The organism is Klebsiella sp. K4 (assembly GCF_014596785.2).
Taxonomy (GTDB): domain Bacteria; phylum Pseudomonadota; class Gammaproteobacteria; order Enterobacterales; family Enterobacteriaceae; genus Klebsiella; species Klebsiella pneumoniae.
Genome location: NZ_CP115022.1, coordinates 45,240 through 60,644, shown reverse-complemented (window position 1 = coordinate 60,644; position 15,405 = coordinate 45,240). Strand labels below are relative to the sequence as shown.

Here is a 15,405-nt window from a genome sequence, read left to right as displayed (position 1 = left end):
TGATGTCCGGAATTCCGGACACCATGAACAGGGAGAGAAGTAATGCAGGGACAAAATAGTTGTCAGGCTTTACCAGTGCGCAGGGACTGAGGCGGAATGCCGTAACCGCGGATGAAGACTTCCCGCATATGACGACGGTCGCGGAATCCGGACTCACGCGCAATCACCTCCATCGACAGCCTGCTCTGCTCGATCAGCAGTCGGGCATTTTCCAGCCGCAGCCCCTCAATGGCTTTGGCAGGAGATTTGCCCGTTTCAGAACGGAACAGGCGGCTGAGTTGCCGGGCACTGACGTGGACCGCATCCGCAATGTCTTCAATGGTCAGCGCTTTGCTGAGGTTATTACGCACATATTCAAGAGCTGACTGCAGGCGGTCGCTACGTGGGGAGAGCATCAGCATTTCGGAGTGCTGCGTCTGCCCGCCGGAGCGGCGATGATGCATGACCAGCAGGTGTGCCACGGAGCGGGCCACCCCCGCACCGAGGTCTTTCTCTACCATGCCCAGCGCCATATCGAGTCCGGCGGTGAGTCCCGCAGACGTCCAGACGTGGTCATCAATAATAAAGATGCGGTCTTCTTCAACGCGCGTGGTGGGGTGCAGGGTCTTCAGACTTTGCGCGTGTACCCAGTGCGTAGTGGCGCGCCGCTCAGATAACAGACCGGCCTGTCCCAGCACGAAAGCCCCGGTACAGATACCGGCCACCCGTCGTGCACGGGGAGCATGGGTCTTCAGAAAATCAACGATGCCCGGCGAGGCTGGCAACTCCAGCGGAGTAAGCACACCCGCGACAAGCCAGGTATCCACTTTAATGTCCGCAGCAATCGGCTGGCTGTCCACGCCGAAGCCGTAAGATGACTTCACTGAACCGCCGTACTCTGAATAAACCGTACAGCCATAGAACGGTTCGCCGGCAACCTGATTGGCAAATTCAAAGATACTCAGCGTAGATAATCCCAGAACCTGGAAATGATCGGAAATCAGTAAGCCTACCCGGTGCATCATCGTCTCCTCTAATAATCCAGCGCCGTATACCCTCTGTAGCCGGTCTGGCTGTTAACAGTGTGAATATAGACAATAACCTGTTTTCGCTCACCGGCATCACCATCATAAAAAAATAAAAGTCCTCTTAACCCTTCATGGTCATCTTCACTCGTCGAGTGAAAGTCTTTGCTGCGCTCCGGTCTGTTTCGTCTGAACGCAGATATCTATTATTCATTTCACACAAGGCAGCAAATAAAAGATGCAGCCCTGAAACCGAAACGGGTAATGCTGTCAACTTGTTGATAACTATTTTAATCTGTAGTCATTCAATCCTTGTAACATCAGGATAATCCTAGTGTCAGTGAAAATACGAAATCAACAAGTTGGTATCATTACCGGGACGAACGTCCGCTATGAGCGAGGAGCGGTCGTGACCTGCTACCCTTGGCCATCGACGTTTAGACCTATGTTTAATGCCAGCCGGCGTCATTGCCATGTTGATGTAACAAATATCAAATACTTCCCGGGATTTAAAAATACCGAAATACCAATAGACTCGTTTCCTGATTAAAGTTTCTGTCGCTACCTTCGGCCTTAGAAAGTTGAAAGATTTTGATTCAAGCGGTTGATACCCTAACCCCTGACATCGAGGCGCTTACTTTGCTGGACGAGAGTCTGCACTGGTGGTCAGCCACAAACACCCACCTGCAAACGAATAATCGGTTGGGTTGCAGGCTCTGAACGACGAGTCGCTTGTTGTGCTCAGCGCGGAGTTTGCGACCCGCGGGCAGATTAATTGTTACAGCAGGGAACACGGGAGCAAGCCTCTGGTGCTGATGGAGGCAAATTCTCCCGGGGTGGGAATCGAAATTGTTCGCAGGACATCGTTATCAACATTGCTGCCCACGAGGACAGCCTTCGCGCATGACGATCTGATAGCTATCACACTTGAGGCTGAGCGCCTGCAGCGTACCGCAGTCCTCATTCGGCGAAAGAATGCCTGTCAGAGCTCCGCCGCTCGGATTTTTACTGAACTGTCTGTAGTAGTATCCAGATAATTAGTCGGGTGAAATAACCAGACGTGGATTCTGCTTTCTCAACAAGCCCGGATACGAACAAGGGGAAACCCCCCCCGTGGATGCGGACACTCCCATACCTCTCGGGGGAAAACTAAAAAAACTGAAGGCGCTGTCCCGGCAAATCCGGAACCTAATCAGGATGACAAGCAGATGGCCGAGGGTTCAGCGACCAGCCGGCGGTACCGGCTGGTCACTTGTTCGTTATTTCAGATGTTCTTTCAGCTGGCCGGCGGCCTGGCCTATGGCTGCCCGTACGGCAGGAACGTCACTCAGCGCATTCAGCAAACCAAAATCATGGATCAAGCCGTTATACCGGGTCACCGTCACATCCACTCCCGCTGCGTCGAGCTTACGTCCGAACGCTTCTCCCTCATCACGAAGCACGTCAAACTCGGCAGTCTGGATCAGTGTGGGTGGTAAGCCCTTCAGCTGCTCACGCGTTGCACGCAGTGGTGAGGCGAGAATATTATTACGCTCGCTCTCTTTGGTCGTATAGGCATCCCAGAACCACTTCATCATGTTCCGTGACAGGAAATAACCGTTTTGGTACTGATTATAAGAACCGGTATCAAAATTTGCGTCAGTGACAGGCCATAACATGACATTGTAGCGAATGGCAGGTGACTTATGCTGTTTTGCCTGAAGCGCTACGGCGGCAACCATGTTACCTCCCACGCTGTTACCGACAAGGGCTAACCGTTTGCCATCCACGCCAATCTCGCTGCCGTTTTCAGCCACCCAGCGGGTAGCAGCATATGCCTGATTGATAGCAACCGGGAAGTGCGCTTCTGGTGACGGGGTGTAGTTGACATAGACCGCTGCTGCTCCGGACTGACTGACCAGGTCACGAATAAGACGCTCATGTGTCTGGAAATCGCCCAGTATCCAGCCACCACCGTGGAAGAACATGAAAACAGGCAGAGTGCCTTGTGCGTTGTGAGGCTTCACAATTTTCAGCGTAATATTCAGGCCATCAACACTGATCGTTTTTTCGCTGACGTCCGCTGCCGGTAGCGTGGCGCCTTTCTGCGCATCAATCAACACCTGACGTGCGGCCTGGGGAGATAATTGTTCAATGGGCTTTCCCCCGCCTCCGTTTAATGCATCCAGGAATTGCTGGACATGGCGATCCGGTGCAGGTGTATCAGCAAAACAGTTGACTGAAACAGCTGCCATCGCGGCAGACAGTAATGCCGATTTGATATTCATTGTGTTACCTCATTAACGTTGCTTGCAATTAAATTGCAAACTATTCATATGATTAAGAAATAATCTGTATCAACACTTTAATAAACATTCCTGTCATCTCCCATGTGAATGCCATCTCACCAGTAAGGGGTATTCACATCACCGAAACAGGCAGGGGCGTAAGGGAAAAAGACAGGGCCCCTGCGGGAAATGGAGTTAAAGACAGGACAAAGACGTTTATTTTGCTGCTTCCTCAATAAGTGTCGCTACGTCCTGAGGATGAGAAACCATCACGACATGGGATGCCCCTTTGATCACAACGGTGTGTTTTGATCCCGCGCGTTCAGCCATGAAACGCAAACTTTTGACAGGGATATTTTTGTCGCTGTCACCGTAAATGAAGTAAGAAGGCAGTGTTTTCCAGGCGGGAGCCCCTGATTTTTCAGTTAATGCTGCTTCGGTCACAGGTCTTTGTCCTGCCGCCATCAATGCAGCATTTTCAGCTGACACGTCATGAGCGAATTGCTGATGGAACTTCGACTGCTCAATGGACAGATCGACGTTTCCATCAGCCAGCTTAACCGGTGCGGCAAGCGCTTCGCCAAGCGTGCTTCCGGGGAATTTCCCCGCCAGTTCAGCGGCCGCTTCACCCGCGTCAGGAGCAAATGCGGCGACATAAACCAGTGACTTAACATTTTTTGTTTCCCGGGCTGCATTCGTTATTACCTGACCACCATAGGAATGCCCGACAAGTACAACGGGTCCCTTAATATTGTTCACAACAGAAGAGACGTAAGCCGCATCAGTTGAAACACTGCGCAATGGATTAGCCGCTGCGACGACGTTATACCCGTCTTTTTGCAGGATCCGGGTGACACCATTCCAGCTAGAAGAGTCAGCAAAGGCACCATGGACCAGGACAACAGTGGGCTTTGCGGTTTCGGCGACAGCACTGGCAGACAGCAGAGCGGTGGCAATGGCGAGGGAGGCAGCAAATTTAGACATAATAGTTTCTCTCTTCAACGGTTGTATGTTCGTGCGCAATTTGTTTGTGCACGATTTGTTTGTGTGCAAATCAATTTAGTACTCCTTTTTGTCGTTGTCAATCGCTTGCAATTAAATCGCACACAAATTATTTTAGAGGCACTGGAGGACATATGACTAAAGACATCAATACCGGAGATTTACTCCCGGATGTGCACGGCATGCTCTGCTTCTCTCTCTACTCCGCGGGACATGCTTTTACGCAGCTCTATCGTCCAATGCTCGATAAGCTGGGATTAACCTATCCCCAGTACCTGGTGATGATCACGTTGTGGAATCAGGATGGACGTACTGTGAAGGAACTGAGTGGAATACTCTTCCTTGAGTCCAGCACGCTGACTCCTCTACTCAAGCGGCTGGAGACGGCGGGCTTGATCACCCGGACACGCAATCCGAAGGATGAACGTGAAGTGCTTATTCATCTCACAGAGAAGGGGAACAGATTGAAAATTGAGGCCAGCAATATCACGCGCTGTATTGTGGATACTCTTGAGATGGATGCGGATGTGGTTGCTGACATCAAAGCCTCAGTCGATAAGATCCGTGATCAGATACATCGTGCACATAAACCGGATATCTGATGATGCTATAAAGCAATATGGCCCTACATAACATTAAGTTATAGGGGCGTATGGAGCTGCATGACAAGGTCATCGGGCATTATCTGAACATAAAACACTATCACTAAGTTGGAGTCATTACCTGGTCAAAGCTACTTATCCGGATATAGCCAATACGTTGACCTTTCATACGCCTCCAATACTGAATGTGTCAGAAAAGAATCCATGACCTTTAATCACCAGTGTCAATAAATAGTAATAGTGACTTTACTCTGACAGTTTTCATTATCAGGCCTGACGTCAGATTAGGGTATATCCTAAATGGGCATAAGCAATATTAAGGAACCTGAGCGGCGTACGGATACTTTAGCCATACCTCGCCACTATTCGGGTTGCCCCACTACGCCGGAATTGACAAGCGGTCGAAGCACCATGAGGGCCACGCCATACAGAACCGTTCCAAGGGCTGCAACCCAAAGCGACCCGTTGGCATAACCGATACCGGCCAGGCTGGCCGATAGGGCTATCCCGATGTGCATCAGGCTCATGCCCAGAGCGATCAGAGCTCCGCGTCGTGCAGGAGCCAGTCTGGCGATGTGGTATTGCAGGGCGGGAGAACCCACTCCCCCCGCAAGCGCCCATAACGGCAATGCAATCAGCAAGGACCATGGCAGTGCACTTGCTACTGAAAATACCATTACATTCATGACCAAGCATATAACTAGGGCGATGCGCATGACGCGCCGCCCATCGCCGAGGTATGAAATCATCACGGGCATCATGAAATTGCCCGCCATACTGAGGACCCCGAGCAAGACGTACGTCAATCCGATGATGCCTGTTCCGTACCCAGCAACATCGCGCAAGCGCTCACCGATTAGCGTAAAAATGCCGATGCCACCGCCAAGCCCAAAACCCATTGCGATCAGAGCACCCAAGGCCCCCGGTACAAGCAAGGGGGCTTTGGGCTTAGGCTTCGTGATAACGACTACCGAATGCGATTGTGGTTTGATCACGAATGTCAGCGCCGCAAAAGGCACAGCTGCAAGGCCAAGCGCGATAAAGGCCACCCGCCAGGAGAACAGCGCGGTCAGTAGCGCCCCCAAACCAGGACTCATGATCATGCCAAGCGTCAAACCGGCCGAAACGAAGGCTATTCTACGCACCGCGTTGGTGCCCCCTGCATCGCTGGCGATCGCAAAAGCAACCGGCAGCATCCCGGCACTCGCCGCGCCGGTCAGCACGCGAAAGAACATCGCCATTTCAAACGTCGCAGCGAGGCCAGTCTCCAGAGAGGCTGCGGCGAAGAGAATTGACGCCGGGATGAGAATCCTCATTCTTCCATACCGATCCGACAACACGCCGAAAAAGAATGCACAAGCCGCATTGGCCAAGCTGTAGGCCGTGACAAAGAACGCCACGCTTTCCGGCCTCACGGATAAGTCGTTGCCGACTGGTGTGAGAATGGGCCCGAGCAGTAGTTCATCGGCACCGATGAGGAACGCGATGAAGAACAACATGATATTTTGGGTCCAAATCACTGTAGCTCCTCAACAAGTCGTGGTGATGGTCTTATCGTTGCGCAGAAATCAAAACCATCATGGGACGCTCCACCTCTTCGGCCAGCGCCGGGTTTGCTTTGATTTGTTCCTCAGTTGGTCCCCATTCATTGACATTGCGAATAGCAAAACCAGTAGTTATCAGCGTGTTAAGCGTGGTGCCCAAGGTCCGATGGTATTTTACCACCCCGTCAGCCAGCCAGTTGCTGACGCGCTTACCTTCATTTTGATAGTTGTTGACTGCCCACGACCGCTGACCTTCATCATCGGTAAGCCAGCCCTGACGTACCGGGCAGGTGTAGATTGGGTGCTCGGTAGTGAAGACAAACCAGCCGCCGGGTTGCAGCGCCTGATAGATGGTGGCAAATATCGGAGCGAGGTCGGGCAGGTAATGCAGAGCCAACTGGCTGTATACCAAATCGGTTGCCTGGCTCGGCAGTGCGAGCTGTTCAAGATCTCCGCGTTGATAGCAGATGCCGTTGTCATCGGTGAGCTCCCGTGCCCGTGCTAGCATTTTTTTAGACAAGTCGACACCGAGTACCTCGGCGGCTCCTGCCTCTCGCGCACTGCGGCAAAACCAACCGTACCCACAACCGAGATCGATGACCCGTTTTCCGGACAGATCCGGGAGCATGGCCTGAATAGAAGCCCACTCCGGGGCGGCCTCCAAACCGAACTGAGAGCGTGGCAGTTGGGCATAACTATCGAAAAAGGCCTGATTGTCGTAAATGTTTTGAGACATATTGAACTCCGAAAGAAATTTAGATCGCCTCAAAAATGAGACAAAAAAAAGCGAGCAAGGGAAAGCCCTGCTCGCTCTATGAAGCTGCCTTCAGGCAGCTTCAACGAAAAGGGCCTAGGATGAATTATCATCCTAGGCCCTGATTAATCGCCACACACATAGCCACCTCTATCTTTACAGACGAGGCACACGAACATCGTGGCGATAAATATAAGGAGGCTAAAACTCCTGCTCAGGCTCTGAACAACACTTCATCGCAAGCAATTGTCAGAGCTAACTCGGGTAACCAGCTGATCTGAATCGTACGTATTTTGCATACCAAGCCAATCAAATAGAATAGGTGATTATGCGCGATTTTTAACGCTTTTAGCGAAAAAAGTCAATTGGCGTTTTCTGTTATGTGGTGCGAGATTCTGTGGCTGCGCCGATGCTGACCAGCTCGCTCTCCGTTTATCATTATGGACTAGCCCGATAGGCGCTAAGAAGCACAAGGTTAGCGTACGTTTCCGTACGGTTGGGCTTCAGACCCCTTCTCTTACCATTAAGGCGCACATAAGGTGCGTCGCACTGCTTAAAAGCACCAATATAGATCATGCTGGTAATCTGAAGACGCCCATTATTTGCGCATGTTCAGCCATTACCGCATTGAAATTCGCACCACCATTGATCTTAATCGTCTGTAATGCGGACTTTTCTTCCCCATTGCCTGTATACCTACTCTGGTATAGTTCTTGCTATGTCGATATATATTTAATTATATAGCGAGGCAGCCATGACTTCCCAGCGCCAACAAGCGACGAAAAGCGTTTGCCCTTACTGCGGGGTTGGCTGCGGCATCGTGATGGCCGTGGAAAATAACCGGGTGACCAAGGTCAGTGGCGACAAACACCATCCCACCAACTTCGGCCGGCTCTGTACCAAAGGTTTTACCTGTGGTGAAGCAATTGCCGAATCCGGACGGCTGGACGCGGCCTATATCCGCCAGGCGCGCGGACGTGATCCGGTGCGCACCGACATGGATACGGCCATCAACGAGGCCGCCCGCCGCTTGCGCGCCATCCTCGACAGTCACGGCCCCGATGCGCTGGCGCTGTATGTGTCCGGGCAGATGTCCCTGGAGGCCCAGTATCTCGCCAACAAGCTGTGCAAAGGCTTCATCCGCACCAACAACATCGAATCGAATTCCCGGCTGTGCATGGCCAGCGCCGGCAGCGGCTACAAGCTGTCCCTGGGCGCCGATGGGCCACCGGGCTCCTATCAGGATTTTGATCAGGCCAACCTGTTCTTTGTGATCGGCGCCAATATGGCCGACTGCCACCCAATCCTGTTCCTGCGCATGATGGATCGGGTCAAAGCCGGCGCCAAACTGATCGTCGTGGATCCGCGCCGCAATGCCACGGCGGAAAAGGCCAGTCTGTATTTACAGATCAGGCCCGGCACCGATCTGGCGCTGCTCAATGGCCTGCTGCATCTGCTGGTGGCGAATGGCCACATCGACCAATCCTTCATTGATGAATTCACCGAAGGCTGGGATGTCATGCCAGCCTTCCTGGAGGACTATCCGCCGGAGCGAGTGGCCGATATTACCGGCTTGCCGGAGACCGATATCCGCACCGCGGCGCAACTGATCGGCGACGCCAGGGACTGGATGAGCTGCTGGACCATGGGCCTTAACCAAAGCACCCATGGCACCTGGAATACCAATGCCATCTGCAACTTGCATCTGGCCACCGGTGCCATCTGCCGTCCCGGTACCGGGCCGTTCTCCCTCACCGGTCAGCCCAACGCCATGGGTGGTCGTGAAATGGGTTACATGGGGCCGGGCCTACCGGGGCAACGGTCAGTGTTGGTGGAACAGGATCGCGTTTTTGTCGAAAACGCCTGGGGGCTTCCCGCGGGTACGCTGCGCACGGAGGTGGGTGGCGGCACCGTGGCCATGTTCGAAGACTGATGGCGGGCAGGATCAAGGCCTGCTGGATCATCTGCACCAATCCGGTGGCCACCGTGCCCAATCGCCAGAACGTGATTGCCGGTTTGCAGGCGGCGGAACTGGTGATCACCCAGGATGCCTTTCTGGACACGGAAACCAATCGTTACGCCGACATTCTGCTGCCGGGCGCGCTGTGGGCGGAAGCCGAAGGGGTGATGATCAATTCCGAACGCAATATGACGCTGATGCAAAAGGCGGTGGAGCCCCCCGGCGAGAGCCTGCCCGATTGGCAAATCATCGCCAGAGTCGCCTGTGCCATGGGCTTCGAGGATGCATTCAGCTACGCATCCGCTGCCGAGGTATTCGAGGAAATCAAACAATTCTGGAACCCAGCCACGGGGTATGACATTCGCGGCGCCAGTCACGCTGCACTGAGAGAATCCCCATTGCAATGGCCTTGCGCGCCGCAGGCGGCCAGTGACCGCAATCCCATCCGTTACCTGAACAATGGTGTCAGTCAAACGCTGGCGGTGCATGAGGATGGTAGCCGACCGCGTATCGTGTTTGCCACGAAAAGCGGCAAGGGGGTATTCCTGGCTCGACCCCATGGCGATCCAGCGGACATGCCTGACAGCGATTTTCCTTTCGTGCTCAACACCGGGCGCCTGCAACATCAATGGCACACGCTGACCAAAACCGGCAAGGTTCCCAAGCTCAACAAACTCAATCCGGGACCCTTTATTGAAATTCATCCCGAGGATGCGGCCGACCTGGGCATCCAGGATCAGACGTCGGTCGAAATCCGATCCCGCCGGGGCCGCGCCATCTTGCCCGCTGTGGTCACCGACCGGGTACGCCCCGGCAACTGTTTTGCACCGTTTCATTGGAACGATGTGTTCGGTGAGGAGCTGGCTATCAATGCCGTGACCAGCGATGCAATCGACCCCATTTCCAAGCAGCCGGAATTCAAATTCAGCGCAGTGGCGTTGAGCCCCGTCAGCCCGCCGAAACCCACTGCAAACATCCATGTTACACAACAGCAACAATCCGGCACGGCGATGAATGCCTCCGCGCCAGCGCTGTTTACCCGAGAACTCGATATGACTGTCATTCACTCTCTGGCTCAACTATTGGGCCTTGCGGAGCCACCCTCCATAGCGTTAGTCCCCGATGAAAAACTCTACCTGCAAGGGTACCTACTTGGTTTGCAACAGGATGCCAGTCGCTTACAGGGTGGTGTGCCGACCTTGCCCACCACAGCGCCTATCGCCCGTGAGCGCCGCTTGCTGATCGATGGCCTGTTGTCCGGTTTGTTTGCCCGCACCAGGTTGAATGACAGTGACCATCTTGCGCTGCCAACGGGTTTTGATGAGGTTGGCACCACGCCGGAAAAACCGAAAGTGCTGGTCCTCTGGGCTTCCCAGACCGGCAATGCCGAGGACGTTGCAGGCCAATGCCGTGACCGCTTGCGGGATCAGGGAATGGAAGTGCAACTGCTGGGCATGGATGGAGCCAATGTGGAAATGCTGGCGACCAGCCGCTGTGTACTGCTGTTGGCCAGCACCTTTGGCGACGGCGATCCACCGGATAACGGTGCTGCATTCTGGGACGCGCTGGCCGGTAGCCCGGCACGGCTGGAAAGCACAGAGTTCGCGGTGCTGGCCTTTGGCGATTCCAACTACGATCAGTTCTGTGGTTTCGGCCGCAAGCTGGACGCTCGCCTGGAGGCCATGGGTGCCCGGCGACTGATACCGCGGGTGGATTGCGAGCCCGATTTCGAGGACAGCGCCCGGCAGTGGCTTACCAGTGTAACAAAGGCGCTTGCGCGTGCGGCAACAGCGGCCAAAACCGCCGAAAGAATTCCGGTGTTAACGATTGGAGATAACGATCCCGATGAGGTACCGGAATTCACCCATGGAAAAGTACCGACTGCGAAAGTACAGGACGCCGCCCAGCAGTGGAGCCGGAAACAACCCTATCCCAGCCAACTGTTGCTCAATCAACCGCTGAATGGCAAAGGTTCGGGCAAGGACACGCGGCAATACGGCTTCGACCTGACGGGCAGCGGCCTGCAGTATGAAGCGGGCGATGCCCTCGGCGTATGGCCGCGCAATTGTCCCGCCCAGATCGGCACGCTTTGTCAGGCGCTGAGCCTGAATGAACAGGAGACTGTGGAGGTTTCGGGCAAAGGCGAGATAACACTGGCCGAGGCGCTGGCCAGCCACTACGAGATCGGCAACATCAGCAAAGATTTCCTGCGTTTCGTCGCTGCCCACAACGACAACCCCCGGCTTGTTGCATTGCTGGAGGATGACAGCAATGCGGCTTTGAAAAAGTGGTTGTGGGGGCGTCAGCTCATCGATGTTGTGCGGGCCTTTCCCATCAGGGTGAGCGCGCAGATATTTGTCGACGCACTCAAACGCTTGCAGCCCCGCTTGTATTCCATTGCCTCCAGCCCCAAAGCGCATCCGGACCAAGTGCATCTCACCGTGGGCACGATACGCTATGCCTTCGAGAACCAGGCGCGCAGCGGCGTGTGCTCGGGCTTTCTCGCGGATCGCGCCGGCGGGCAAGCGGTGCCGATTTTTGTGCAGAAATCCGGACATTTTCGCCTGCCCGCCGACCCGGACAGGCCGGTAATCATGGTGGGACCCGGCACCGGTATTGCACCCTTCCGGGGTTTTTTACAGGAACGGCAGATCACCGGCGCGAAAGGCAAGAACTGGCTGTTCTTTGGTGAGCAGCGTGCTGATACCGATTTCTATTACCAGGATGAGTTGGAAGCACTCCGGAAACAGCAAGTGCTTACGCGACTGGATACGGCGTTTTCCCGAGATCAGCATGAAAAAATTTACGTCCAGCATCGAATGATCGAACAGGGTGATGCCCTGTGGCAATGGTTGCAAGAAGGGGCCTATTTCTATATCTGCGGCGATGCCAGTCGCATGGCCAGGGATGTTGACATTGCGTTGCGGGACGTGGTGCAGTCACACGGTAAAATGAGTGCGGATAAAGCCGAGGAATATGTAAAAAACCTGGTGAGAGACAAGCGTTACTTGAAGGATGTCTATTGATACACCTCAGTCATCTTTTAGCAGAATGACACTGGGTGCCTTAAATAAGGCACAGGCTGCATCGCCTTCTTTCAGGTTCAACTCGGTTGCGCTGGTATTGGTGATGATCGCACTCACCGATTGGCTTTGTTGAATGAATCGAACTTTTGCTGAGTTGAAGGATCAGATCACGCATCTTCCCGACAACGCAGACCGTTCCGTGGCAAAGCAAAAGTTCAAAATCACCAACTGGCCCACCTACAATAAAGCCCTCATCAACCGTGGCTCCATAACTTTCTGGCTGGATGATGAAGCTATTCAGGCCTGGTATGAGTCGGCAACGCCTTCATCACGGGGAAGACCTCAGCGCTATTCTGACCTTGCCATCACGACTGTGCTGGTCATTAAACGCGTATTCAGGCTGACCCTGCGCGCTGCGCAGGGCTTTATTGATTCCATTTTTTCTCTGATGAACGTTCCGCTACGCTGCCCGGATTACAGCTGTGTCAGCAGGCGGGCAAAGTCGGTTAATGTCAGTTTCAAAACGCCCACCCGGGGTGAAATCGCACACCTGGTAATTGATTCCACCGGGCTGAAGGTCTTCGGTGAAGGCGAGTGGAAAGTCAAAAAGCATGGCCAGGAACGCCGCCGTATCTGGCGTAAGCTGCATCTCGCCGTTGACAGTAAAACACATGAAATCATCTGCGCTGACCTGTCGCTGAACAACGTTACGGACTCAGAGGCCTTCCCGGGTCTTATCCGGCAGACTCACAGAAAAATCAGGGCAGCATCGGCAGACGGCGCTTACGACACCCGGCTCTGTCACGATGAACTGCGGCGTAAGAAAATCAGCGCGCTTATCCCACCCCGAAAAGGTGCGGGTTACTGGCCCGGTGAATATGCAGACCGTAACCGTGCAGTGGCTAATCAGCGAATGACCGGGAGTAATGCGCGGTGGAAATGGACAACAGATTACAACCGTCGCTCGATAGCGGAAACGGCGATGTACCGGGTAAAACAGCTGTTCGGAGGTTCACTGACACTGCGTGACTACGATGGTCAGGTTGCGGAGGCTATGGCCCTGGTACGAGCGCTGAACAAAATGACGAAAGCAGGTATGCCTGAAAGCGTGCGTATTGCCTGAAAACACAACCCGCTACGGGGGAGACTTACCCGAAATCTGATTTATTCAACAAAGCCCTGACGTTCCTGGTGCAAGTTTTCCGCAGCACGTTAAGCATACTGGCACATTGCCTGCCGCATGGATTCATACGTTGTTATACGCTGCCCAAAACTTCTGCTGCATATTATCTGTTGTTTTTGTGGTGGGGCATCCTTCAGGTCGATACAACTTTCCCCCGTAGTTCCCTCACTGTTCGTTCAAGAACTACGGTGAAGTTTCATCTTATGAATACAGGATTTGCCCTAGCCAGCTCTAGCGCAGTGGTTATGCCCATTACGCGTCAATTAGCAGCACTGCGCCAAAAGCAATAAAGATATCTTCTCCGAAGAAAACTGCGATGTTGTCACACGCGGCGGCATGGGCTTTGATTTTGTCGCGAATATGCTGTGGGACTTCGCCGTATTCGTTCAGCGCCGCTCCTTCGGCCATCGAGGCCAGCAGCGGACGCACCGTCTGGACATGGCCGCCCAACGACATCAGCCCCAGCGCGGCCGTGGCTTCACGCGCAACAAAATAAAGCATCAGAATACGCGCCGAAGTGGCACTAGCGATCTTCGCCACCCAGGCCTGGGCGCGCTCCTTAAGCCCGTAATACTCCAGCAGACCAATGTCAGGTAGGATCAGAATGAAGGTGGCCAGCGAACGGCTCTTCACGAACTTCTCACCGAAGGTTTCCAGCAGCATGCCGAAATCCATACCGACCAGCAAACCCGTCGCCAGCCCCGTTACCACGACCACCAGCAGCGGGTTGAAGCGCAATGCAAAACCAATAACCACGCGACAGGTCAGCGCAGATGATTTCATGTGTTTTACTGTCAACGGCGAGATGCAGCTTACGCCAGATACGGCGGCGTTCCTGGCCATGCTTTTTGACTTTCCACTCGCCTTCACCGAAGACCTTCAGCCCGGTGGAATCAATCACCAGATGCGCGATTTCACCTCGGGTGAACGTTTTGAAACTGACATTAACCGACTTTGCGCGCCTGCTGACACTGGTGTAATCCGGGCAGCGCAACGGAACATTCATCAGTGTAAAAATGGAATCAATAAAACCCTGCGCAGCGCGCAGGGTCAGCCTGAATACGCGTTTAATGACCAGCACAGTCGTGATGGCAAGGTCAGAATAGCGCTGAGGTCTTCCCCGTGATGAAGGCGTTGACGACTCATACCAGGCCTGAATAGCTTCATCATCCAGCCAGAAAGTTATGGAGCCACGGTTGATGAGGGCTTTATTGTAGGTGGGCCAGTTGGTGATTTTGAACTTTTGCTTTGCCACGGAACGGTCTGCGTTGTCGGGAAGATGCGTGATATGATCCTTCAACTCAGCAAAAGTTCGATTTATTCAACAAAGCCTCCCGTCGATACAAAAGTGATATGGCAGATGATACTTGCGGTGTGTAAAGCTGATTTTCCATGTATTATTAATTATTTTTATTCAAAGGGAACAAAGGACTGAGAATAACGCATAATAGCAACTTGTCATTTTTTTGCACTGCATGTTGGGCAGGAATAATACCTGTCCGGTGCATGTATGAAGGGCTTTTTACATGGCAGGAAATAGTCTTTACAGTCAGCTTCCGGTATCCCGCCGAGAATTTCAACAGCCCTATTGACTTTGGGTGAGTAGTATTCCAGCGTATGCCCGCATTTATTAAAAAATCAACAATTATATTAAAATACATTTCTCTTATTGATTCTGTAGGGTTTTACGTGTCATATCCGAAAATGTGAATAGCATTGTTCACAACGACACTTTAGAGCAACATGGCGTATTTTTCACCGAGCCATTTACCTACCCTTTTTTTGTATTTGTCCCTTTTATCCACTCCAAACTATCGACAACTTTACGACCATGCAGAACTATTATTTGATATTTATTGGCATCAAATTACACTAACTTTATTGCACTTATCAGACTATTTAACTAGCTTACTTCGCTCTTTTTTTAAGCCCATTATTCGCATTCTCCTTAACGTATATCTGGTCCTGTTCTGTCGACCGGCAGGAAAAACCACTTCATGTTTTCAGAAAACTTAACTTTAACGAAGCATGCTCGGACACTTTTATTTTCCATCCTGAGTTAA

Annotated in this window: 9 protein-coding genes and 4 pseudogenes; 4 read left to right on the top strand and 9 right to left on the bottom strand. The window is 53.0% G+C overall.

Annotated features, from left to right (window positions below):
- Positions 1–62: 62 nt before the first annotated feature.
- Positions 63–1,001, bottom strand: coding sequence for a GlxA family transcriptional regulator (locus IB144_RS26425; protein WP_149358967.1), 939 nt, complete (start codon positions 999–1,001; stop codon positions 63–65).
- Positions 1,002–1,741: 740 nt separating this feature from the next.
- Here IB144_RS26425 and IB144_RS26420 point away from each other — a divergent pair.
- A complete protein-coding gene (locus IB144_RS26420; RefSeq protein ID WP_223146318.1) occupies positions 1,742–2,041 on the top strand; it encodes a LysR substrate-binding domain-containing protein in 300 nt (99 codons plus the stop codon).
- A 222-nt stretch (positions 2,042–2,263) separates the two neighbouring features.
- Here IB144_RS26420 and IB144_RS26415 read toward each other — a convergent pair whose 3' ends face one another.
- Both IB144_RS26415 and IB144_RS26410 read right to left on the bottom strand, forming a co-directional pair.
- Positions 2,264–3,271 carry an alpha/beta hydrolase gene (locus IB144_RS26415; protein ID WP_065808204.1) on the bottom strand — a complete coding sequence of 336 codons (1,008 nt, stop codon included), beginning with the start codon at positions 3,269–3,271 and terminating at the stop codon, positions 2,264–2,266.
- A 216-nt stretch (positions 3,272–3,487) separates the two neighbouring features.
- Complete coding sequence (locus IB144_RS26410) at positions 3,488–4,255, bottom strand: alpha/beta hydrolase (RefSeq protein WP_064175060.1); 768 nt, start codon at positions 4,253–4,255, stop codon at positions 3,488–3,490.
- Between the two features lie 152 nt (positions 4,256–4,407).
- Here IB144_RS26410 and IB144_RS26405 point away from each other — a divergent pair, with 152 nt between their 5' ends.
- Positions 4,408–4,875 (top strand): MarR family transcriptional regulator, encoded by a 468-nt coding sequence (locus tag IB144_RS26405; protein WP_064175061.1) that lies wholly within the window; start codon positions 4,408–4,410, stop codon positions 4,873–4,875.
- A gap of 362 nt (positions 4,876–5,237) precedes the next feature.
- Here the strand turns inward: IB144_RS26405 and IB144_RS26400 are convergent, their stop codons facing one another.
- Both IB144_RS26400 and IB144_RS26395 read right to left on the bottom strand, forming a co-directional pair.
- The gene (locus IB144_RS26400) at positions 5,238–6,374 is read right to left on the bottom strand and encodes an MFS transporter (RefSeq protein ID WP_149358968.1); all 1,137 of its coding nucleotides are present in this window, start codon (positions 6,372–6,374) and stop codon (positions 5,238–5,240) included.
- Between the two features lie 52 nt (positions 6,375–6,426).
- Entirely contained in the window at positions 6,427–7,155 is a 729-nt protein-coding gene (locus tag IB144_RS26395; protein ID WP_104158589.1) for a class I SAM-dependent methyltransferase, read from the bottom strand.
- A gap of 772 nt (positions 7,156–7,927) precedes the next feature.
- Between IB144_RS26395 and IB144_RS26390 the strand changes: the two are divergent.
- A pseudogene (locus tag IB144_RS26390) lies at positions 7,928–12,159 on the top strand (sulfite reductase subunit alpha).
- A gap of 6 nt (positions 12,160–12,165) precedes the next feature.
- Here the strand turns inward: IB144_RS26390 and IB144_RS26385 are convergent.
- The gene (locus IB144_RS26385) at positions 12,166–12,294 is read right to left on the bottom strand and encodes a TOBE domain-containing protein (RefSeq protein ID WP_130972266.1); all 129 of its coding nucleotides are present in this window, start codon (positions 12,292–12,294) and stop codon (positions 12,166–12,168) included.
- Between the two features lie 19 nt (positions 12,295–12,313).
- On the opposite strand from IB144_RS26385, the gene IB144_RS26380 reads away from it, so the two are divergent.
- Entirely contained in the window at positions 12,314–13,282 is a 969-nt protein-coding gene (locus tag IB144_RS26380; RefSeq protein WP_004099053.1) for an IS5-like element IS903B family transposase, read from the top strand.
- A 92-nt stretch (positions 13,283–13,374) separates the two neighbouring features.
- On the opposite strand, the pseudogene IB144_RS26375 reads toward IB144_RS26380, so the two are convergent.
- The 3 pseudogenes from IB144_RS26375 to IB144_RS26365 all read right to left on the bottom strand — a co-directional run.
- A pseudogene (locus tag IB144_RS26375) lies at positions 13,375–13,595 on the bottom strand (DNA polymerase V subunit UmuC); the annotation flags it as partial.
- A 2-nt stretch (positions 13,596–13,597) separates the two neighbouring features.
- Positions 13,598–14,125: pseudogene (locus tag IB144_RS26370) on the bottom strand (DUF969 family protein); the annotation flags it as partial.
- Positions 14,100–14,597, bottom strand: a pseudogene (locus tag IB144_RS26365) (IS5 family transposase); the annotation flags it as partial. The pseudogenes IB144_RS26365 and IB144_RS26370, both read right to left, overlap by 26 nt.
- Positions 14,598–15,405: the final 808 nt, after the last annotated feature.